The following is a 22,115-nucleotide window of genomic DNA, read 5'->3' as shown; positions in this document are numbered from 1 at the left end:
TTTGTCAAAAGAACAAAATAAAGATTTGTTTTACACGCAATCTTCTGAGGAAGTCCTAAAGAACTTGGACTCATCTGTCGAAGGTTTGTCAACCGCCCAGGCTCAAGAACGCTTAGCGAATTATGGTCGTAATGAGTTGGAAGAGGGTGAAAAACGTAGCCTACTAGCTAAATTCCTTGATCAATTTAAGGATTTGATGATTATCATCTTGCTTGTGGCAGCGGCACTTTCTGTGATTACAGAAGGAATGGACGGTCTAACGGATGCCATGATCATCTTGGCCGTTGTTGTCTTGAATGCTGCCTTTGGGGTTTACCAAGAAGGGCAAGCAGAAGCAGCCATTGAAGCTCTGAAAAATATGTCTAGCCCCATGGCTCGTGTTCGTCGTGATGGCCATGTTATTGAGATTGACTCAAAAGAATTGGTACCCGGAGATATCGTCTTGCTTGAAGCGGGAGATGTCGTGCCTGCAGATATGCGTTTGTTTGAAGCAGCTTCTCTTAAAATTGAAGAAGCAGCTCTTACAGGGGAGTCTGTGCCAGTTGAAAAAGATGTGACAGGACTTGTTGAAGCAGATGCTGGTATTGGGGACCGCGTTAATATGGGTTACCAAAACTCAAATGTAACTTATGGTCGTGGTATTGGTGTCGTAACAAACACTGGTATGTATACAGAAGTTGGTAAGATTGCAGATATGTTGGCTAATGCCGATGAGACTGAAACACCATTGAAGCAAAGCTTGGAACAATTATCTAAAGCCTTGACTTACTTAATTGTTGTGATTGCGGTCATTACTTTCTTAGTTGGTGTCTTCGTTCGTGGAGAGCATCCATTAGAAGGCTTGATGGTTGCGGTAGCCCTTGCGGTTGCGGCCATTCCAGAAGGACTTCCTGCCATTGTAACTATCGTTCTATCTTTGGGAACTACAACCCTTGCCAAACGCAATTCGATTGTTCGTAAATTACCAGCGGTTGAAACTCTTGGTTCAACAGAAATCATCGCATCTGATAAAACAGGTACTTTGACTATGAACCAAATGACTGTTGAGAAGGTCTACACCAACGGTCAATTGCAAAGCTCAGCAGCTGAGATTGCTGCTAGCAACAATACCCTTCGTATCATGAACTTTGCCAATGATACTAAGGTGGACCCATCTGGCAAGTTGATTGGGGACCCAACAGAGACTGCTTTGGTACAGTTTGGTTTGGATCACAATTTTGATGTTCGCGAAATTTTGAAGGATGAGCCACGTGTGGCAGAATTGCCATTTGACTCTGACCGTAAGCTTATGTCTACTATCCATAAGGAAGCAGACGGTTCTTACTTTATCGCTGTCAAGGGGGCTCCTGACCAATTGCTCAAACGTGTGACACGTATTGAAGTCAATGGGGAAGTTCGTCCTATCACAGATGAAGATAAGAAAGCTATCCTTGCTACCAACAAAGACTTGGCTAAACAAGCCCTTCGTGTCTTGATGATGGCTTATAAGACAAGCAACGAAATCCCTACCTTGGAATCTGAAATTGTTGAGTCTGACCTGATCTTCTCTGGTTTGGTCGGCATGATTGACCCTGAGCGTCCAGAAGCAGCAGAAGCTGTCCGTGTCGCTAAGGAAGCGGGTATCCGTCCAATCATGATCACGGGTGACCACCAAGATACAGCTGAAGCCATTGCCAAACGTCTTGGTATCATCGATCCAAATGACACAGAAGATCACGTCTTTACAGGAGCTGAGTTGAATGAACTCTCTGATGAAGAATTCCAAAAGGTCTTCAAACAATACTCTGTTTATGCTCGTGTATCACCTGAACACAAGGTTCGGATCGTAAAAGCATGGCAAAAAGAAGGTAAAGTTGTTGCCATGACAGGTGACGGAGTCAACGATGCGCCATCACTTAAGACAGCTGATATCGGTATCGGTATGGGGATCACTGGTACAGAAGTTTCTAAGGGAGCTTCAGACATGGTCCTTGCAGATGATAACTTTGCAACCATTATCGTAGCGGTAGAAGAAGGACGTAAGGTCTTCTCAAATATCCAAAAATCTATCCAATACCTCTTGTCTGCCAATATGGCTGAGGTCTTCACCATCTTCTTTGCAACCCTCTTTGGTTGGGATGTATTGCAACCAGTGCATCTTCTCTGGATCAACTTGGTAACCGATACGCTTCCAGCCATCGCTCTTGGTGTGGAACCAGCTGAGCCAGGTGTCATGAGCCACAAACCTCGTGGACGTAAATCTAACTTCTTTGACGGTGGGGTCTTCGGAGCTATTCTTTATCAAGGTATCTTCCAAACCATGCTGGTTCTTGGTGTTTATGGCTGGGCTTTGCTCTCTCCAGAACATGCGACTCGTGCCGAAATCCATGCAGACGCTTTGACCATGGCCTTTGCGACTCTTGGATTGATCCAATTGCTTCATGCCTTTAACGTTAAGTCTGTTTACCAATCTATCTTTAAAGTGGGACTCTTCAAGAACAAGACCTTTAACTGGTCGATCCCAGTTGCCTTTATTCTTTTAATGGCGACGATTATGGTACCTGGATTCAATAAACTCTTCCACGTGTCTCATTTGAGTTTGACGCAATGGTTGGCTGTTTTGATTGGTTCGCTCTTGATTGTTGTCCTTGTTGAAATCGTTAAAGCCGTTCAACGTGCACTTGGTAAAGATAAAAACGCCATTTAAGCCTTAAAAAGTCATCTTTGGATGGCTTTTTTTGTGGGCAAAATAGACTGGGCATATTTCTTGAGGTACGTGTGGATTTTTGATAAACTAGTCAACAGTTTGAAGAAAGGAAACTTAGTTATGAAAAAGTTTTTTGCTGAAGTAATCGGCACATTTATGCTTGTCTTTATCGGGACTGGCGCAGTCGTTTTTGGAAATGGAACAGAAGGTCTGGGACATTTAGGAATTGCCTTGGCATTCGGTTTATCCATTGTTGCAGCAGCTTACTCAATTGGGACTGTTTCAGGTGCCCACTTGAACCCGGCTGTTTCGATTGCCATGTTTGTGAACAAACGCTTGTCTTCAAAGGACTTGGTTAATTATATTGCAGCTCAAGTAGTAGGGGCGGTTCTCGCATCTGCAACAGTTCTCTTCCTCTTGTCAAATTCAGGTATGTCAACAGCTAGTCTTGGTGAAAACGCCCTAGCGAAGGGTGTGACTCCATTTGGCGGATTCTTGTTTGAAGTAATTGCTTCCTTTATCTTTATTTTGGTCATCATGACAGTAACATCAGCTACCAAAGGTAATGGCAAGATCGCTGGTCTTGTGATCGGTTTGAGCTTGACTTTGATTATTCTTGTTGGTTTGAACATTACTGGACTTTCTGTTAACCCAGCTCGTAGCTTGGCACCTGCCCTCTTTGTTGGTGGTGCAGCCCTTCAACAAATTTGGATCTTTATCTCGGCTCCAATTGTCGGTGGTGTTCTGGCTGCAATCGTTGCAAAAAATCTCTTGGATACAGAAGTGTAAAAAAATTGGTCCCAGAGGGACCAATTTTTTTATAGTTCAAGGATCGTCATGGCTTGAGAAAATTCATGAGTGAGCTGTTTTTTCTTGTATGCTTTAAATTCGGGGAGGTCTTTGATTCTGCGATAGCGTTTGTAGGGATCGTATCGTTTTGGAAAATCATATTCAGGAAAAGCTTCGAAAAATTGTTTGCAGAGCTCCCATTCTCGGACATAGCCTAAAGGTCTGGCATGATAGGTGATGGTGTCAATCGTTGTTGCTGGCATTCGGTGGTGGCTATGGCCAAAAATCACCTCTCTGACAGGATATTGTCTAAACAGTTCATGAAAGGCTTGGCTCCCTAGAAAAGCATTAAAGCGTTCAAAATAAGGATGGCGTAGGAGAAACTGACTATGAGGAACAAAGTGCATAGCGATGATCAAGGGTTGATCCACTTGCATGAGTTCTGTTTCGAGCTCTCGCAACAGACGTTGGGTAATGGCTGGATCAGATCCCATTCGTTGGAGGCGTCTGTCAAACCAAAATAGATTTTTGGTTTGGAGATGTTTTTGGGGAGAGATAGTAGGAACAAAGCTGTAGTCATACCAGCCCGAAAAAGCAAAAAGCGTATGATTGGAGAAGGGAATCTTTTGAAATTCAAAAGGTCTCATGGCTTCTTCTGATAGGCCCAGCATATCATGATTTCCTAAGCTAAAGGTCACAGGAAGGTGACATTGAAGTTGGTCTAAAAATTCCTGTGAGGTCTTTTCAAAGCCGTTGGCAATATCTCCTGCAATATGGAGATGTTGAATGTTTTGTTGCAGGAAAAGAGTGATCAGGGTCTCTATTTCTTCTTTGCCGAAGTTGTTCGAATCAATATGTAAATCGGACATAAAAGCTACTGTTGTCATGCTACCAGTCTAGCATAAGAGGATCTTTTTTTCTAACAATTAGGTTACAAATGAATAGAAAAAATGCTGAAAATCAGCTGGATTGGTGGTGGTCAACCAGCAGATCCAATATTGGAAGGTGGGCAAATAGTGAAGGTTATGATATAATAGACTAGATACATAGAAAGAGGTACTTATGGACATTTCAGAAATTCGTCAAAAAATTGACGCAAATCGTGAAAAATTAGCTTCTTTCAGGGGGTCTCTTTGACTTAGAGGCATTGGAAGAAGAAATTGCCATTTTAGAAAATAAAATGACAGAACCTGATTTTTGGGATGATAACATTGCTGCGCAAAAGACATCTCAAGAATTAAATGAACTCAAGCAGACCTATGAAAATTTCCATCAAATGGTGGATCTCTTTGATGAGTCAGAAATCTTACTGGACTTTTTGGCAGAAGACGATTCGGTCAAAGAAGAATTGATCGAGAAGTTGGAGGAGCTGGATAAACGTATGACCAGCTATGAGATGACCTTGCTATTGTCTGAACCTTATGACAATAATAATGCCATCTTAGAAATCCACCCAGGTTCAGGAGGAACAGAAGCTCAGGACTGGGGCGACATGCTTCTTCGGATGTATACTCGTTTTGGAAATGCTCACGGCTTTAAAGTTGAAGTCTTGGACTATCAAGCTGGAGATGAGGCTGGAATCAAGTCTGTGACCTTATCTTTTGAAGGGCCACATGCATACGGTCTTCTGAAATCTGAAATGGGGGTACACCGTTTGGTTCGAATCTCTCCATTTGACTCTGCTAAACGGCGTCATACGTCCTTTACATCTGTTGAGGTTATGCCCGAATTAGACGATACCATCGAGGTTGAAGTTCGTGATGATGATATCAAGATGGATACCTTCCGCTCTGGTGGAGCTGGTGGACAAAACGTCAACAAGGTCTCTACAGGGGTGCGCTTGACCCACATTCCGACAGGGATTGTAGTGGCATCCACCGTGGATCGAACCCAATACGGGAACCGTGATCGTGCGATGAAGATGTTGCAGGCTAAACTCTACCAATTAGAGCAAGAGAAAAAAGCAGCAGAAGTGGATTCTCTAAAAGGGGATAAAAAAGAAATCACCTGGGGAAGTCAAATCCGCTCCTATGTTTTTACCCCTTACACCATGGTTAAGGATCACCGGACCAACTACGAAGTAGCGCAGGTAGACAAGGTGATGGATGGAGATATCGATGGCTTTATCGATGCCTACCTTAAATGGCGTCTCCAATAACCTCGAGGGAATCAACCAGAAAAGAATGAAAGGAATTTCATTACATGTCAATGATTGAAATGAAAGATGTTGTCAAAAAGTATGACAACGGGACAACGGCCCTTCGCGGGGTCTCTGTCCAAATTGAACCAGGAGAATTTGCCTACATCGTAGGACCTTCTGGTGCAGGGAAGTCGACCTTTATTCGACTTTTATACCGTGAAGTCAAACACGATAAAGGAAGTTTGAAAGTAGCTGATTTTGATTTGGATAAAATCAAAAAACGCGATATTCCTATGTTGCGACGCAATGTGGGAGTGGTCTTCCAAGATTATAAATTGCTTCCAAAGAAAACCGTTTATGAAAATATTGCCTACGCTATGCAAGTTATCGGTGAGCGCCGTCGCAATATTAAAAAGCGTGTGATGGAAGTTTTGGATCTTGTCGGATTGAAACACAAGGTCCGCTCATTCCCGAATGAATTGTCCGGTGGGGAGCAACAACGGATTGCGATTGCTCGTGCGATCGTCAACAATCCGAAAGTCTTGATTGCGGATGAGCCAACGGGGAACTTGGACCCAGATAATTCATGGGAAATCATGAATCTTTTGGAGCGGATTAATCTGCAAGGGACAACGGTATTGATGGCGACCCACAATAGCCAGATTGTAAATACTTTACGTCACCGTGTCATCGCGATTGAAAATGGTCGTGTAGTGCGTGATGAAGCGGAAGGAGAGTACGGATACGATGATTAGAAGATTTTTCCGACACTTAATCGAATCGCTTAAAAGCTTGAAACGAAATGGTTGGATGACGATTGCAGCGGTCAGCTCGGTTATGATTACCCTTAGCTTGGTTGCTATTTTCGCCTCAGTTATTGCCAATACCATCAAGCTTTCAGATGATATTCAAAACAGTGTGCGGGTTGTAGTATACATGCGCAAGGATATTCAAGATCAGAGCGAGCAGATTGAAAAAGACGGTCAAACCGTGACCAATGAAAACTACCATAAGGTCTACGATGCTCTGACAGCCATGAAGCATGTTGATAAGGTTGATTTTTCTAGCAAGGAAGAACAGTATGATAAACTGATCAAAACGGCTGGGAACAACTGGAAGATTTTTGATGGAGATGCCAATCCTCTCTATGATGCTTATTATGTAGAGACAACAGCTCCTAAATATGTAAAGCAAGTATCGGCTGATGCCAAAAAAATTGAAGGGGTCTCTGAAGTTAAAGATGGTGGGGTCGATACCCAACGCTTGTTTGCTCTTGGAACCTTCATCCGAAACTGGGGCTTGATTGGTGTAGCTTTATTGATTTTCATCGCAGTCTTCTTGATTTCAAATACCATTCGGATTACCATCATTTCACGTAGTCGTGAGATTAAGATTATGCGACTGGTAGGAGCAAAAAATGGCTATATTCGTGCACCATTCCTTTTAGAAGGTGCTTGGATCGGTCTCTTGGGAGCCTTGGTTCCTTCAGCTTTGGTCTTCTATGTTTATAATGTTGTCTATACATCTATGAACAATAACTTGGCAGATCAAAACTTGTATCTCTATAGTCCTCATCTCTTGGTACCGATCATGGTCGGTGGCCTCTTTGGATTAGGAATTTTGATTGGAGCGATTGGTTCTTCAATCTCCATGAGACGTTTTCTTAAGATATAATAAAAAAGCAAGTTCGCACTTGCTTTTTTTGTCTACTTTTATGAGGACAGGAAGGATGATAAGGACTCTTTAGGATTGTCTAAAGAAGGGATTGAACATCTTCTCGTGACCAATAGAAGTCTCAGGGCCATGACCGGGATAGACAGTGTAGGAAGATGGAAGGGTAAAGAGTTCTTCTCTGATACTGCTAAGCAACTGTGTCGCGTTCCCTGTTGGAAGATCGGTCCGTCCAATGGTTTCGCGAAAAAGGGCGTCACCGGATAGAACCAGGTGATCCTCAGGAAAGACGATGGAGACCCCTCCTGCAGAGTGGCCTGGTGTCTCCAGAACATAAAAGTGGAAATCGGCTATTTGGTAATCGGAGCGAATGTCATAAAGGAAGTCGGCCTCCTTGCATACCACATCTTCTAAATCCGCATGACGATCCAAACCAGATAAATTATCGACAGGAGAAGACAACCAACTGGCTTCTGCTGAATGGACATAAACAGATGGGAAATGATAGGTCTGACGAACCTTTTCAAGACTCATAATGTGATCGTAATGTGTATGGGTTAAAAGAATCGCTACGATTGGTTTACCGATGCGATCTATTTGTTTTTGAATGGTCGCCCAGTCGCTACCTGGATCGACAAGAATGAGGGAATGGTCATTTTCAAGGTAGTAGGTGTTTTCATAAGCTACAGGATTAACGGTACGATAGATTTTCATAAGGACTCCTTTCTAGAATAGTGTATCAAATTGCGAGGAAAATAACAGGATTGAAGTCAGCATGAAAGGAGAAAAAAATCTGCAGAGCTTGCTCAAACGTGATATAATTTTAAGTATTATGACAAGACAGAAACGGAAATATGCCATTGTGGATCTGGAAGCGACCAGTGCTGGAAGCAATGCTAAGATCATTCAGGTTGGGATTGTCATCATCGAAGATGGGAGGATTACGCAATCCTATGAGACGGATGTGAATCCCCATGAACGATTGGATGAGCATATCAAACAATTGACTGGCCTGACAGATGCTCGCTTGAAAAAAGCTCCAGAGTTTGCACAAGTGGCAAAAGAAATTTTTGAATTAATAGAAGATGCCGTCTTTGTGGCCCATAATGTCAAATTTGATGCGAATTTATTGGCAGAAGCCCTCTTTTGGGAAGGATTTGAGCTAACGACTCCTCGGATTGATACGGTTGAATTGTCTCAAATTTTCTATCCGACTTTGGAACGCTACAATTTAGGAGCGCTTGCGGCTGAACTGGAAATTGAGTTGCACCATGCTCACTCCGCTCTAGCGGATGCTATGGCAACGGCCCAGCTGCTGTTGAAATTGAGAGAGAAAATTGCGAGCTTACCAAGAGGATTGATCGAAAAACTTCTTTCGATGGCAGATTGTTTGATTTATGAATCACGACTCTTAATAGAAGATGCGCTTGAAGACAGTAGCCTTTTTTTACCAGATCATTTAGTAGAAGTTCATGGTCTCTATCTGCGAAAGCCACAGCAGTTTTTAGAAAGTCGTCATTTGTCTGAACAGTTTGAACTCAATATGCAGCTGTTGGGAATGGAAGCTTATCCGGAGCAGAGAGAATTTGTGGCCTATATCGAGGATAGTTTGCAACAGCCACTTCCGAGTTTTATTGAAGCGCCAACGGGTATTGGGAAAACCTATGCCTATCTATTAACGCTTTTGGCGAAAACCTCCAAACGCATTCTTGTCAGTGTTCCGACTAAAATTCTTCAGGATCAAATTATGAAGAAGGAAGGAAAGACCATCCAAGATCTTTTCCAAATTCCCTTTCATAGCCTGAAAAGTCCCAAGGATTATATCCAACTCGATAAATTTTATCAGGCCTTACAGAGTGAGTCAGATAATGGGATGATTCGACGCTTTAAAATGCAACTGTTGGTTTGGCTGACCATGACAGAAACGGGAGAGTTCAGTGAAATTGGCCAACTCTATCGTCATCTTCATTTTGTAGCTGAAATATGCCACGATGGCCAATTGTCAAAGCGTTCGCTTTTTTATCAGGAAGATTTTTGGCGTCTGGGCCAGGAAAAAGTGAAAACCAGCCGGGTAATTCTGACCAATCATGCCTATCTGTTAACTCGTCTAGAGGATGATAAGAGTCTACTTCAAGAATCTGTTCTGGTAGTGGATGAAGCGCAAAAACTCTTCTTTGCTTTGGAGCAGTTTTCACAGAGAGAAGAAAACTTGCAATCTCTTCTTCTAAGCTTGCAACACGCCATCGAAGAGGAAAAAGATCTGCTGCAGCGACGGTTGCTGGAGAGTATTCAATTTGAACTAAATGCCTGCTCTAAGGAAGTTGTACAAGGAAAAACAGCGATCTTATCAGATCAAACAGTGGCAAAAATTCGACAGGATGTATCGGAATTAAAAAACGAATCTCTAGAGAATCTAAGAGAATTGTTTGATGAGCGCTACCAAAACTTTTGGATGGACAAGGAAGTGGTCGAAAGCCACCAGATTCTTCGTCTCCATGGAGGAGTTGAGGACTTGCTATCCTTTAAGGAGTTTGTTCCTGAAGAAGTACCCGTGCTCTTTGTATCAGCGACGATCGCTATCAGTAAAAAGGTGCACTTACCTGCCCTTTTGGGATACCAAGAGCAGCAGATCTACCGGGTGCCAGTAACAGTCAAACAACACCAGGAATTGTTGGTGCCGATAGATTTTCCAGATGTCGTTTCTTTATCTTCCGTGGAGTATGCAGGAGAGATTTGTCAGCTCATCGATGAACTCCTTCCTCTAAGAAAACCAATTTTTCTTTTGTTTACCTCAAAAGAATTGTTACTGGAGACGTCAAACGCCTTGAAGTTTCCTCATTTGGCCCAGTATCGAAATGGCGATGCAGCTAATATTAAGCGACGATTTGACCGAGGAGAAAGCTCTATTTTATTGGGAACAGGAAGCTTCTGGGAGGGAGTCGATTTTTCCCAACAAAAAGAAGTGATTCAAATCATCACGCGCCTTCCTTTTGATAACCCTAAAGATTATATGGTTCAAAAGCTGAATACCCAACTCAGAGAACAGGGGAAAAATCCCTTTTATGACTATAGTCTTCCAGTCGCAATTTTAAGGCTCAAACAGGCTATTGGGAGAACCAGCCGTTTTCAAGACCAGGAATCGTTGGTCCTCTTATTGGATCAGCGGGTGGTGACCAAACGATATGGAAAACAAATTTTAGATGGCTTGCAGCAAGTGTTGCCCCTTCACACGACAGTGAGAGAGCGGCTTGTTGAGCAAGCAGCTGACTTTTTTGAAAGGAATTGAGAGAATGAAAAATAAAGGATTTGGACTTGCAATTGCATTTGTACTGGCACTTTGTGCTATGTTGTTGGGAACTTTCTTTCCCATTATTGGCTCCAGTGTTTTTGCCTTAATTTTAGGAATTGTCCTTAATGAATTTGTGGATTTGCCGGAGAATTCACGACCAGGCTTGAACTGGTCCGGTAAGAAATTGTTGCAGTATTCGATTATCTTCATGGGATTTAGCTTGCCCATTGCGACAGTTGCCTCTACAGGTTTATCTTCTTTAAAGATTAGTCTGCCGACGATAACCGTTGCCTTTCTTGCAGCGATTATTTTTGGGAGAGTCTTCCACCTGAAATCTCATCTACGGACCTTAATTGGGTTTGGTACAGCTATTTGTGGTGGATCTGCTATTGCAGCAGCAGCTCCGATCATTGAAGCAGACGAAGAGGAAATTGCCCTATCTATGTCAACTATCTTCTTCTTCAACATTTTGGCTGTCTTTATCTTTCCAGTATTAGGGCATTTATGGCATATGTCTAATTTCCAATTTGGCCTCTGGTCAGGAACAGCCATTAACGATACGTCATCTGTTGTAGCAGCAGCATTTTCTTACAGTAAAGCAGCGGGGCAAATGGCTACAATTGTTAAGTTAACACGCGCCCTGATGATTGTACCAGTTTGTTTGGGCTTGATCGGTTTAAAATGGTATAGGAGTAAACAACAAGGAAGAAACAAAGGAATGTTAAAGAAAATTATTCCTTGGTTTATTATCTGGTTTATTGTGGCTTCCATTCTTTCTTCTATTGGCCTGGTACCTAAAGTGGTCCTACCTTACCTAAATGACCTTTCTCACCTCTTTATGGCCATGGCCTTGGTTGGAATCGGAAGCAAGGTTTCTTGGAAACAGTTCCGTGCGGCAGGAGCAGCCCCCCTTCTGGTAGGTTTGATTGCTTGGTTCTGTGTGGCAGGATCTAGCTTGATTCTACAGATGTTGTTCTATTAATTAATTTGATGATTCTCACAGAAAGGAATGTGAATGAAGAAAAATCATTTTTGGACGATCCACCTGGATTATTCGATCATTGGAATTGTCTTCACACTACTTATGATAGGGATCTTATCCGTTTATGTGGCAGTTTCTCATGATTATCCCCAAATGGTGTGGCCTTTTTTGGGGCAGCAATTAGCCTGGATTGGTGTGGGATGTATCATTTGCCTGATTGTGACGATTTTTAGTACGAAATTTCTTTGGAAAATCACTCCCTTTCTTTACCTACTAGGCTTGGCCTTGATGGTTCTTCCTCTTGTTTTTTATAATCCAAACTTGGTGGCTTCAACAGGAGCTAAAAACTGGGTAGCTTATGGAAACATCACCTTATTTCAGCCTTCAGAATTTATGAAGATTCCCTTCATCCTGATGCTGTCACGTTCTATTGTTCGATTTTTACAAAGAAATAAGGGGCGTGAGCGATTGTTACGACAAGATTGGTTTTTAATTCTAGAGTTGACCATCTATACAATTCCGGTCTTTGCCTTATTGGCCCTCCAGCAGGACTTGGGAACGGCCTTAGTATTCTTGGCCATCTTTGCGGGCTTAGTGCTCGTTTCAGGAGTTTCTTGGAAAATAATCTTGCCGGTCATCTTGCTTCTAGCAGGTGGGTTAGCAGGCTTTCTCTTTCTCTTTCTATCAGAAGGGGGTCGGGCTTTTCTGCACCAGCAAGTAGGGATGCCAACCTACCAAATGAACCGTATTTTAGCCTGGTTAAATCCTTTTGACTATGCACAAACAACCACCTACCAGCAGGCGCAAGGACAGCTAGCCATTGCCAGTGGTGGCCTCTTTGGTCAAGGATTTAATGTCTCTAATTTATTGGTTCCCGTAAGGGAAAGTGATATGATTTTTACAGTAGTAGCAGAAGACTTTGGCTTTGTTGGAGCTCTTGTGCTGTTGATTTTATATGTGACCCTGATTTACCGTATTTTAAAAATCACCCTCCAGTCCAACAACCAATTTTATACCTATATTTCCATAGGATTTATTATGATGCTGGTCTTTCATATTTTTGAAAATGTCGGAGCGGTAACGGGCCTTCTCCCCTTGACGGGGATTCCTCTCCCCTTTATCTCACAAGGAGGTTCCTCTATTATTAGTAATCTGATTGGTATTGGTCTAGTACTCTCAATATATAATCATAGTAGTAAAAAGAAAGGGCTAGAAGAAGAGGTTCCAATCCGTAAAAAAGTAGTCCTTAAAAAGGCACAATAGTTAGAAAGAAGGAATGAAAATGAAAAAAGTAGCAACGATTTTAGCAAACGGTTTTGAAGAAATTGAAGCCTTGACCATTGTCGATGTTTTGAGACGTGCTGAGATTGACTGCGACCTCATTGGTATGGAAGAAACAGTCACGGGTTCTCACCAAATTACAGTGGAAGTAGATCGCCTTTGGAATGGAGACCTGTCAGATTATGATGGAATCTTCTTGCCAGGTGGGATGCCAGGAGCAGCGAATTTGAGGGACAATGCAGAATTGATCACAGCCCTTCAGGAAGAAAGTAGCAAAGGAAAAACCATCTCTGCAATTTGTGCTGCCCCCATTGTTTTGGCGCGTGCAGGTCTCTTAAAAGATAAACACTATACGTGTTACGATGGCTTTGAAGAAGAGATTCAAGATGGCCATTATCAGAAAGAAACAGTGGTGAAAGACGGTAATCTTCTCACCAGTCGTGGTCCTTCAACAGCCCTAGCCTTAGCTTATGCCTTGGTGGATCATTTTGGAGGAGATGCCCAAAGCCTTCGGCAAGGAATGCTCTATCAGGACGTCTTTGGAGGTGCATAAAAGGGCTCTTTTGGACACAACGGTTTCTGGTGATAGATCATTATTATAGTGTGAAAAGAGTTTTATTTGATTTAAAATGAAATGACCGTAAAAAATGGCTAAAATCCCCCCTAAATGAGGGTTTTAGCTTATTTTTTTTGTCCATTTGTGGTATAATATTGACTATGAATTATCATGATTTTATATGGGATCTTGGTGGGACGCTATTGGATAATTACGAAACGTCCACAAATGCCTTTGTAGCGACATTGAAGGACTTTCACATCCAAGCCGATCATGATTCTGTTTATGCAGCGTTAAAAATCTCAACACAGGATGCTATCCATACCTTTGCGCCTCATATTCCTAATTTTCGTACGGAATACAAGAAAAAAGAAGCCTTAGGTTTGCAAGATCCGGTTTTATTTGATGGAGCAAAAGAGTTACTAGAAGAGATTCAAGTACATGGAGGACGCCATTTTTTGGTATCTCATCGGGATCGCCAAGTTTTGACCCTTATTGAACAGACAGGCATTGCACCCTACTTTACGGAGATTGTAACGGCAGACGAGGGCTTTCCTCGAAAACCAGACCCAGCCTCTATGCTTTATTTGAAGGAAAAATATGGTATTCAAGACGGTCTGGTCATCGGAGATCGTCCAATCGATATAGAAGCTGGAAAGGCTGCAGGGCTTTCGACCTATTTATTTGATTCCATGCCACACTTACACCAGTTTATATTTGAATAGAAAAGGGAAATTATGACAGAGGATAAACAGCAAGAAATTCAAGCGCAAGAATATGATGCCAGTCAGATTCAGGTCTTGGAAGGACTAGAAGCCGTTCGGATGCGTCCGGGAATGTATATTGGTTCTACCTCAAAAGAAGGTCTTCATCATCTGGTCTGGGAAATCGTAGATAACTCGATTGACGAAGCCTTAGCTGGTTTTGCTAGCCATATTGAAGTTTTCATTGAAGCAGATAATTCGATCACGGTTGTCGATGATGGTCGTGGGATCCCAGTGGATATCCAAGAAAAGACAGGTCGACCTGCCGTCGAAACTGTCTTTACCGTACTTCACGCAGGAGGAAAATTCGGCGGAGGCGGCTACAAGGTTTCTGGTGGTCTTCACGGGGTAGGATCATCCGTCGTCAACGCCCTCTCCACATCCCTCGATGTTCGCGTCTATAAAAATGGCAGTATCCATTACCAAGAGTATCGACGTGGACACGTTGTGGATGATTTGAAAGTCATCGGGGAGACAGATCGGACAGGGACAACCGTCCACTTTATTCCAGACCCAGAAATCTTCACGGAAACCACCGAGTATGATTTTGAAAAATTAAATAAACGGATTCAAGAATTAGCCTTTTTGAATCGTGGCTTGCGTATTTCTTTGACGGATAAGCGAGAAGGCTTAGAGCAAGAAAAGCATTACCACTACGAAGGTGGGATCTCTAGTTACGTTGAATACATCAATGAAAACAAAGATGTCATCTTTGAAAAACCAATCTACACAGATGGTGAAATGGATGATATTACAGTTGAAGTAGCTATGCAATATACCACAGGCTACCATGAGACGGTCATGAGTTTTGCGAATAACATTCATACCCATGAAGGTGGAACGCATGAACAGGGCTTCCGTACAGCTCTCACTCGTGTGATCAATGATTATGCTAAGAAAAATAAACTCTTAAAAGAAAACGAAGACAATCTAACTGGGGAAGATGTTCGAGAAGGCTTAACAGCAGTGATCTCGGTTAAACATCCAAATCCACAGTTTGAAGGACAAACCAAGACCAAACTTGGAAATTCAGAAGTTGTTAAGATTACCAATCGACTCTTTAGTGATGCCTTTTCTGATTTCCTTTTGGAAAATCCGCAAATTGCTAAGAAAATCGTCGAAAAAGGGATTTTAGCAGCGAAAGCTCGCGTGGCTGCTAAGCGAGCGCGTGAGGTAACCCGTAAGAAATCAGGGCTTGAGATTTCCAACCTACCTGGTAAATTGGCAGATTGTTCTTCAAACAATCCACAAGAAACAGAACTCTTTATCGTCGAAGGGGATTCAGCCGGAGGATCTGCAAAATCTGGTCGAAATCGGGAATTCCAAGCGATTCTCCCAATCCGTGGTAAGATCTTGAACGTTGAAAAAGCAAGTATGGACAAAATTCTAGCCAATGAAGAGATCCGTAGTTTATTTACTGCTATGGGAACTGGATTTGGTGCCGAATTTGATGTTACAAAAGCGCGTTATCAAAAATTAGTGATCATGACCGATGCCGATGTCGATGGCGCTCATATCCGAACCCTTCTATTGACCTTGATCTATCGCTATATGAAACCAGTCTTGGAAGCGGGATATGTTTACATCGCGCAACCACCAATCTATGGGGTCAAAGTCGGTAGTGAAATCAAAGAATATATCCAACCTGGTGCCAACCAAGAAGCTGAATTAGCTGCAGCTTTGGAACGTTATTCAGAAGGTCGCTCAAAACCAACCATCCAACGCTATAAAGGTCTTGGAGAAATGGATGATCACCAATTATGGGAAACAACCATGAATCCAGAACACCGCTTGATGGCACGAGTATCAGTAGACGATGCTGCGGAAGCAGATAAGATCTTTGATATGTTGATGGGGGACCGTGTGGAACCACGTCGTGAATTTATCGAAGAAAACGCTGAATATAGTACACTCGATGTATAAAATTCACCGAACGCTTCCCATTAATGGATATTTTATGGTATAATTACTAGGATTACGTTCAAGTAATACGATGAAGGAGTTTTTATATGTCTAGTGGACTAATTGTTCTCATCTTTATTGTCGCCCTTATCTTGATTGTAGGATATGTGGTTGCAGTCATTTTGAGAAAACGAAATGAAGCCTTACTGGCAGCACTGGAAGAACGAAAAGAAAAGTTATACAACCTTCCGGTCAACGATGAAGTAGAGGCCGTAAAAAACATGCATTTGATTGGTCAAAGTCAAGTTGCATTTCGTGAATGGAATCAAAAATGGGTAGATTTATCCTTAAATTCATTTGCTGATATTGAAAACAATCTGTTTGAAGCGGAAGGCTATAATAATTCTTTCCGTTTCATGAAGGCTAAACAAGCCATTGACAATATCGAAAGTCAGATCCAATTGATCGACGAAGATATCAAGGCGATTCGCAAAGCCCTTTCTGATCTGGAAGAGCAGGAACAAAAGAATAGCGGTCGTGTGGTTCATGCCTTGGATATGTTTGAAGAACTTCAAAAAGAAGTCACTTCAGACCCAGATCGTTATGGCAGTGCGCTTCCTGAAATTGAAAAACAAATTGGAAATATTCAATCTGAGTTCTCACAATTTGTAACCTTGAATTCTTCAGGTGACCCTGTTGAAGCGGCTGAAATCCTTGATACAGCTGAAAATCATATTGTAGCCTTAAAACAAATTGTTGAGCGAGTGCCAGAAATTGTCACTGCCCTTCAAGCAAAACTTCCAGACCAATTAGAGGATTTGGAAAGTGGCTACCGCAAGCTTTTGGAATCTGGCTACCACTTCACTGAAACAGATATTGAATCTCGTTTCCAACAGTTGCATGCTTCCTTGAAGAACAATATGGCAAATGTATCCGCCCTTGAATTGGACAATGCCATTTACGAAAATGAACAAATTCAAGAAGAAATCGATGCATTGTATCACATCTTTACTCGTGAAATTGAATCACAAAAAGTTGTGAAGAAGTTAGTGAAACAACTGCCTGGCTATTTGAAACACGCAAAAGATAACAATAGCAACCTTGCAGCAGAAGTGGAACGCCTTGGTAAAACATTCGTCTTGAATGAAAGCTTCAGCCAACAGTTAAAAGAGTTGGAAGCTGAGCTATCTTCACAAGAAAATGTGGTAGAAGATGCCTTGAAAGATTCATCTGAAACACAAAAAGCTTATTCTATCGTAGAAGAAGAGTTAGAAGCTATTGAGGCTCGCTTGAAAGAAATCGAAGATGAGCAAATCGGCTTGAGTGATTCCCTTTCAAAAGTTGAAAAAGACGATGCCAATGCTCGCCAAAAAGTTAACATCTATGCCAACCGTTTGCATGCCATTAAACGCTATATGGACAAGCGAAACTTGCCAGGAATCCCTCAAGAATTCTTGGAATTATTCTTCACAGCAAGCAACAATACAGAGGCTTTGATGGATGAGTTGGAAGGGGATAAAATCAACATCGAGTCAACCAATCGTTTGTTAGATATTTTGACAAATGATATGAATGAATTGGAAGAAGCGACTTATCGAATTGTACAAAATGCTACTTTAACCGAGCAGTTATTGCAATACTCGAACCGTTACCGTTCATTTGATGATCATGTGCAAGCAGCTTTTGATGAATCCCTTTATATTTTCGAAAGAGAATATGACTATGCAGCTTCCTTTAAGGTGATCTCAGATGCTTTGGAAATGGTAGAAGCTGGCGTAACTGATCGCTTTGTTACTTCATACGAAAAAACTCGGGAGCAAATTCGCTTCTAATAACAGAAAAATGACCTTTTAGGAGGTCATTTTTTTATCTTCAAATCATCATTGAAACTTGAAATTTAAACCCTATTTTTGTATAGTAAGGGAGAAATAAGAAAGGAAAGCGATGAAAGAAGTAACAGGTCTCCTCGTTATGGATGTAGATGGAACCTTGATCCGACAGGAAGGGATTGATCTACTAGCTCAAGAAGCTGGCGTGGGAGAAAAAGTGGCAGAGATTACAGCACAAGCGATGAAAGGGGAGCTGGATTTTTCAGCATCTTTAGAGGCGCGTGTTGCTTTATTGAAGGGGTTAGAGACCTCTATCTTTCCGAAAATTTTGGAGCAGATGGAAGTCACGCCGGGTGCTGAAACATTAATCACGGAACTACATCAAAGAGGTTACAAGGTTGGTCTTGTTTCCGGGGGATTTCATGAAGTCATCGACCCTATTGCGAGGTCTTTAGGAATTGATCTAGTCCTAGCAAATCATTTAGAGGCTTCTGATGGCCGTTTGACAGGGAAAGTCCTCGGTGGGATAATCACACCTGAAAGGAAAAAAGAGTCTCTCCTGACGTGGGCGAAAGAAAATCATGTCCCACGAAGTCAGACGATTGCTATGGGAGATGGTGCCAATGATCTTCCCATGATTGAAACAGCCGGTATCGGGATTGCCTTTATGGCTAAGCCAATCGTCGCTGAGCGAGCCCCATATCGTATCGAGAAGAGGGATTTAAGCCTAGTTCTTGAAATTCTAGACCAGCATAGAAAGGAAACAGCATGCATATCCTACTAGCACCGGATTCATTTAAAGAATCCTTATCCGCCAAACAAGTAGCAGAAGCCTTAAAAAAAGGATTTCAAGAGGCTCTACCAGATGCAACTTTTGACCTCCTTCCCATAGGGGATGGTGGCGAAGGAACCATGGATACACTCGCTGGCGTTCTGAATTTAACCAAGAAGCATACTCAGGTAACAGGACCATTTGGGAAGCCTGTTTCAATGGCTTACTACCAAAAAGATGAGATGGCATTTTTTGAGATGGCCTCTCTTGTTGGCTTAGGCTCTATCCCAGCTGAAAAACGCAATCCACTAGAACTAGAGACACGAGGAATTGGTGAACTGATTTTGCAATTGGTTGACCAAGGGGTTAAAACGATCTGTGTGGGAATTGGTGGTTCAGCTACCAATGATGGCGGGATTGGGATGGCAGCCGGACTAGGGGTAGCCTTCTATGATGACCAAGGTCATCTGCTTCGTCCGGTAGGTGCTTCGATCGGTCGTGTGGATAGAATAGATACCAGTGCGGTTCCAAAAGCTTTACAAGACATCGAGCTCCAGGTCTTAACGGATGTCACCAATCCTCTCTGTGGCAGTCAAGGAGCAACCTATATCTTTGGCGGGCAAAAGGGTTTGAATCTCCTTCTGTTTCCAGCTGTCGACCAGGCTATGCAGGATTTTTACCAGCTAGCAGATGCCCGAATTTTATCCATGGCTGGCGCCGGAGCTGGAGGTGGCATGGCAGCAGGCTTGGTCGCTTTTGCGGGAGGTCAGATTTCCTCAGGAATTGAGAAAAGTTTGGATCTAATCGACTTCGATCGTAAGGTTCAAAAAGCGGATCTGGTCGTCGTGGGAGAAGGTAGGATGGACCTCCAATCTTTGTCTGGAAAAGCTCCTGTCGGGGTAGCCAAACGAACACCAGAGAAGATCCCAGTGCTTGCTATTTGTGGTAGCTTAGCGGACGATTTGCCTGCTTTTCCTAGTCATCACATTGAAGCTGCCTTCTCTATCGTACCTGTTCCTTGTGAGGTAGCAGATGCACTCGCTCATGCTGAAAGGAATCTGATTTCCTGTGCTCGAAATATTGGGAACCTTTTAAAAATAAAAGCAAACTAAAAAACCAATGGAAAGGAGATGTTCCCTTCCATTGGTTTTTCTTTAGCTAAAGAGACGTTTCCAAAATGATTTCTTTTCTGGACTGGCAGTCTCTTCTTTCTTTTCAAACAAATTTGGATACTGGAGACTCATATCTGTTGGAGAAATTCCAGATGGGTGGTCAGTATGGATGATGAGACCAAAGGGGGAATGGCGACAGTCATCCGAAACGATGCTCGCTACCAAGCCAAGGTCCTTGGTTTTTTTCAAATATTGTAGCTGGCTGCTTTCGTCTAAAGCTGGAGAGATCTTGACCAAAATAGGTTGAAAGCGCTCTGAAATATCAGTGAGGATTGTCGAATACTGCTCCAGGTACATCTTGTCCCTTGCCTCCTCCAAGGTGCATGAAGCAATCACCCGTTCCTCATACGTCTCCAAAAATCGACGCTGCTCATCCGGATTGAATCGAGTAGGACCAGCAGCTTTTTCTAAAATCGTTTTATTAATATCTGTCATAAGCTTAGTATAGCATAAAGCGCAGCAGAAGAGTAGAAGAATGCTAAAAAATTAAATAAGGAAGGGAAATGGAAGAAAATAAGGCAGTGGAACCGTTTTCTTGTTAAAAACTTCTCAATTTTCGTAGATTTCCTTGTTTTTTCTTGAAAAAATAGCCTAATTACGATATGATAGAGGAGTAAAAAATATAACTCAATAAGGAGAGTAAGAAATGTCAATTATTACTGATGTTTACGCTCGCGAAGTCCTAGACTCACGCGGTAACCCAACACTTGAAGTAGAAGTATATACTGAATCAGGTGCTCATGGACGTGGTATGGTTCCATCAGGAGCTTCTACTGGTGAACACGAAGCAGTTGAACTTCGTGACGGTGACAAATCTCGTTACGGTGGTCTTGGTACTCAAAAAGCTGTTGACAACGTAAACAACATTATTGCTGAAGCAATCATCGGCTATGATGTACGTGATCAACAAGCTATCGACCGTGCTATGATCGCTCTTGACGGTACTCCTAACAAAGGTAAATTGGGAGCAAACGCAATCCTTGGTGTGTCTATCGCTGTAGCTCGTGCTGCTGCTGACTACCTTGAAATCCCACTTTACAGCTACCTTGGTGGATTCAACACTAAAGTTCTTCCAACTCCAATGATGAACATCATCAATGGTGGATCTCACTCAGATGCTCCAATCGCTTTCCAAGAATTCATGATCGTACCTGCTGGTGCACCTACATTCAAAGAAGCTCTTCGTTGGGGTGCTGAAATCTTCCACGCACTTAAGAAAATCCTTAAAGGTCGTGGTCTTGAAACTGCCGTTGGTGACGAAGGTGGATTCGCTCCTCGTTTCGACGGAACTGAAGATGGTGTAGAAACTATCATCGCTGCTATCGAAGCTGCTGGTTATGTTCCAGGTAAAGACGTATTTATCGGATTTGACTGTGCATCATCAGAATTCTACGATAAAGAACGCAAAGTTTACGATTACACTAAATTTGAAGGTGAAGGCGCTGCTGTTCGTACTGCTGAAGAACAAATCGCTTACCTTGAAGGATTGGTTGACAAATACCCTATCATCACTATCGAAGATGGTATGGATGAAAACGACTGGGACGGTTGGAAAGCTCTTACTGAACGTCTTGGTGGTAAAGTTCAATTGGTTGGTGACGACTTCTTCGTAACAAACACTGACTATCTTTCACGTGGTATCGAAGAAGGTGCTGCTAACTCAATCCTTATCAAAGTTAACCAAATCGGTACTCTTACTGAAACATTCGACGCTATCGAAATGGCGAAAGAAGCTGGTTACACTGCCGTTGTATCACACCGTTCAGGTGAAACTGAAGATTCAACAATCGCTGATATCGCAGTTGCAACAAACGCAGGACAAATCAAGACTGGTTCACTTTCACGTACAGACCGTATCGCTAAATACAACCAATTGCTTCGCATCGAAGATCAACTTGGTGAAGTAGCTGAATACCGTGGATTGAAATCATTCTACAACCTTAAGAAATAAGCTAGTTTACTAGACTAAAAAGATCCTTGAGTTTTCTCAAGGATTTTTTTGTTATCGAGCCAAACAAAAACTCCTCAACTACAGCGTTGAGGAATCGTCTTATTAGAACAAGCCTTTGATTTTGTCCAAGGCACCGCTGACCATTTCATTTCCAGAAACAAGCCCTTTTGCTTGTTCAAGGTAGTCACCGAGGTTGTCTTTGTTATCATCAACAAATTTCTTTGCAGCGTCGAAATCTTTCTTTTCGATCATTTCTTTCACTTGGTTAAATAAGTCCAATGGATTCATGTTAAAGTCTCCTAAAATATAAGTTGTGAAGTCAGGCTCGCGC

19 protein-coding genes are annotated in these 22,115 nt (G+C 42.4%); 15 read left to right on the top strand and 4 right to left on the bottom strand.

All coding sequences use genetic code 11. From position 1 onward, the window contains the following. Window position 1 precedes the first annotated feature (1 nt). Together WKT08_RS02430 and WKT08_RS02425 are read left to right on the top strand one after the other, a co-directional pair. Window positions 2-2,686, top strand: a complete 2,685-nt coding sequence (locus tag WKT08_RS02430; protein ID WP_340279742.1) for a cation-translocating P-type ATPase — start codon at window positions 2-4, stop codon at window positions 2,684-2,686. Between the two features lie 120 nt (window positions 2,687-2,806). Continuing rightward, a complete protein-coding gene (locus WKT08_RS02425; protein WP_340279740.1) occupies window positions 2,807-3,475 on the top strand; it encodes an MIP/aquaporin family protein in 669 nt (222 codons plus the stop codon). A 29-nt stretch (window positions 3,476-3,504) separates the two neighbouring features. On the opposite strand, the gene WKT08_RS02420 is transcribed toward WKT08_RS02425, so the two are convergent. Beyond that, window positions 3,505-4,362, bottom strand: coding sequence for a metallophosphoesterase (locus WKT08_RS02420; protein WP_340279738.1), 858 nt, complete (start codon window positions 4,360-4,362; stop codon window positions 3,505-3,507). A gap of 175 nt (window positions 4,363-4,537) precedes the next feature. Between WKT08_RS02420 and prfB the strand changes: the two genes are divergently transcribed. From prfB to ftsX, 3 genes are all read left to right on the top strand, one after another. Beyond that, a protein-coding gene (gene prfB / locus WKT08_RS02415; RefSeq protein ID WP_100209015.1) for a peptide chain release factor 2 occupies window positions 4,538-5,633 on the top strand; the annotation gives its coding sequence in 2 pieces (ribosomal slippage) (window positions 4,538-4,609 and window positions 4,611-5,633; 1,095 coding nt in all). Window positions 5,634-5,677: 44 nt separating this feature from the next. Then, entirely contained in the window at window positions 5,678-6,370 is a 693-nt protein-coding gene (gene ftsE, locus WKT08_RS02410) for a cell division ATP-binding protein FtsE (RefSeq protein ID WP_003008021.1), read from the top strand. Beyond that, a complete protein-coding gene (ftsX, locus tag WKT08_RS02405) occupies window positions 6,363-7,289 on the top strand; it encodes a permease-like cell division protein FtsX (RefSeq protein WP_042759907.1) in 927 nt (308 codons plus the stop codon). Before ftsE ends, ftsX begins: the two co-directional genes overlap by 8 nt. A gap of 69 nt (window positions 7,290-7,358) precedes the next feature. Here ftsX and WKT08_RS02400 read toward each other — a convergent pair whose 3' ends face one another. Then, the gene (locus WKT08_RS02400) at window positions 7,359-8,000 is read right to left on the bottom strand and encodes an MBL fold metallo-hydrolase (protein ID WP_049472430.1); all 642 of its coding nucleotides are present in this window, start codon (window positions 7,998-8,000) and stop codon (window positions 7,359-7,361) included. Window positions 8,001-8,118: 118 nt separating this feature from the next. Here WKT08_RS02400 and WKT08_RS02395 point away from each other — a divergent pair, with 118 nt between their 5' ends. The 9 genes from WKT08_RS02395 to WKT08_RS02355 all read left to right on the top strand — a co-directional run bounded on the left by WKT08_RS02395 (window position 8,119) and on the right by WKT08_RS02355 (window position 19,773). Then, a complete protein-coding gene (locus WKT08_RS02395; RefSeq protein ID WP_340280098.1) occupies window positions 8,119-10,572 on the top strand; it encodes a bifunctional DnaQ family exonuclease/ATP-dependent helicase in 2,454 nt (817 codons plus the stop codon). Window positions 10,573-10,576: 4 nt separating this feature from the next. Further along, window positions 10,577-11,557: a YeiH family protein gene (locus WKT08_RS02390; RefSeq protein ID WP_049472428.1), complete on the top strand. Its 981-nt coding sequence runs from the start codon at window positions 10,577-10,579 to the stop codon at window positions 11,555-11,557. Window positions 11,558-11,590: 33 nt separating this feature from the next. Then, window positions 11,591-12,820 carry an FtsW/RodA/SpoVE family cell cycle protein gene (locus tag WKT08_RS02385; RefSeq protein WP_340279732.1) on the top strand — a complete coding sequence of 410 codons (1,230 nt, stop codon included), beginning with the start codon at window positions 11,591-11,593 and terminating at the stop codon, window positions 12,818-12,820. Window positions 12,821-12,839: 19 nt separating this feature from the next. Further along, window positions 12,840-13,391, top strand: a complete 552-nt coding sequence (locus tag WKT08_RS02380) for a DJ-1 family glyoxalase III (RefSeq protein WP_049507689.1) — start codon at window positions 12,840-12,842, stop codon at window positions 13,389-13,391. Window positions 13,392-13,555: 164 nt separating this feature from the next. Continuing rightward, window positions 13,556-14,119, top strand: a complete 564-nt coding sequence (locus WKT08_RS02375; protein WP_340279729.1) for an HAD-IA family hydrolase — start codon at window positions 13,556-13,558, stop codon at window positions 14,117-14,119. A 12-nt stretch (window positions 14,120-14,131) separates the two neighbouring features. Next, the gene (gene gyrB / locus WKT08_RS02370; RefSeq protein WP_023918630.1) at window positions 14,132-16,081 is read left to right on the top strand and encodes a DNA topoisomerase (ATP-hydrolyzing) subunit B; all 1,950 of its coding nucleotides are present in this window, start codon (window positions 14,132-14,134) and stop codon (window positions 16,079-16,081) included. An 86-nt stretch (window positions 16,082-16,167) separates the two neighbouring features. Then, window positions 16,168-17,892 carry a septation ring formation regulator EzrA gene (gene ezrA / locus WKT08_RS02365; protein ID WP_340279728.1) on the top strand — a complete coding sequence of 575 codons (1,725 nt, stop codon included), beginning with the start codon at window positions 16,168-16,170 and terminating at the stop codon, window positions 17,890-17,892. Between the two features lie 112 nt (window positions 17,893-18,004). After that, a complete protein-coding gene (gene serB / locus WKT08_RS02360) occupies window positions 18,005-18,673 on the top strand; it encodes a phosphoserine phosphatase SerB (protein ID WP_340279727.1) in 669 nt (222 codons plus the stop codon). Continuing rightward, window positions 18,658-19,773, top strand: coding sequence for a glycerate kinase (locus WKT08_RS02355; protein ID WP_340279726.1), 1,116 nt, complete (start codon window positions 18,658-18,660; stop codon window positions 19,771-19,773). The genes serB and WKT08_RS02355 overlap by 16 nt, the downstream gene beginning before the upstream one ends. Window positions 19,774-19,815: 42 nt before the next feature. Here the strand turns inward: WKT08_RS02355 and WKT08_RS02350 are convergent, their stop codons facing one another. Beyond that, complete coding sequence (locus WKT08_RS02350; RefSeq protein ID WP_024055076.1) at window positions 19,816-20,268, bottom strand: DUF1694 domain-containing protein; 453 nt, start codon at window positions 20,266-20,268, stop codon at window positions 19,816-19,818. 211 nt (window positions 20,269-20,479) lie between these two features. Here WKT08_RS02350 and eno point away from each other — a divergent pair, with 211 nt between their 5' ends. Further along, entirely contained in the window at window positions 20,480-21,784 is a 1,305-nt protein-coding gene (eno, locus tag WKT08_RS02345; protein ID WP_031574100.1) for a surface-displayed alpha-enolase, read from the top strand. A gap of 102 nt (window positions 21,785-21,886) precedes the next feature. On the opposite strand, the gene WKT08_RS02340 is transcribed toward eno, so the two are convergent. After that, window positions 21,887-22,072 (bottom strand): hypothetical protein, encoded by a 186-nt coding sequence (locus WKT08_RS02340; protein ID WP_003002861.1) that lies wholly within the window; start codon window positions 22,070-22,072, stop codon window positions 21,887-21,889. Window positions 22,073-22,115 lie beyond the last annotated feature (43 nt).

This window comes from Streptococcus sp. HCA-5024 (assembly GCF_037890265.1).
Taxonomy (GTDB): Bacteria; Bacillota; Bacilli; order Lactobacillales; family Streptococcaceae; genus Streptococcus; species Streptococcus lingualis.
The sequence above is the reverse complement of the archived record's forward strand: the minus strand, read 5'-3'. Positions and strand labels throughout refer to the sequence as shown.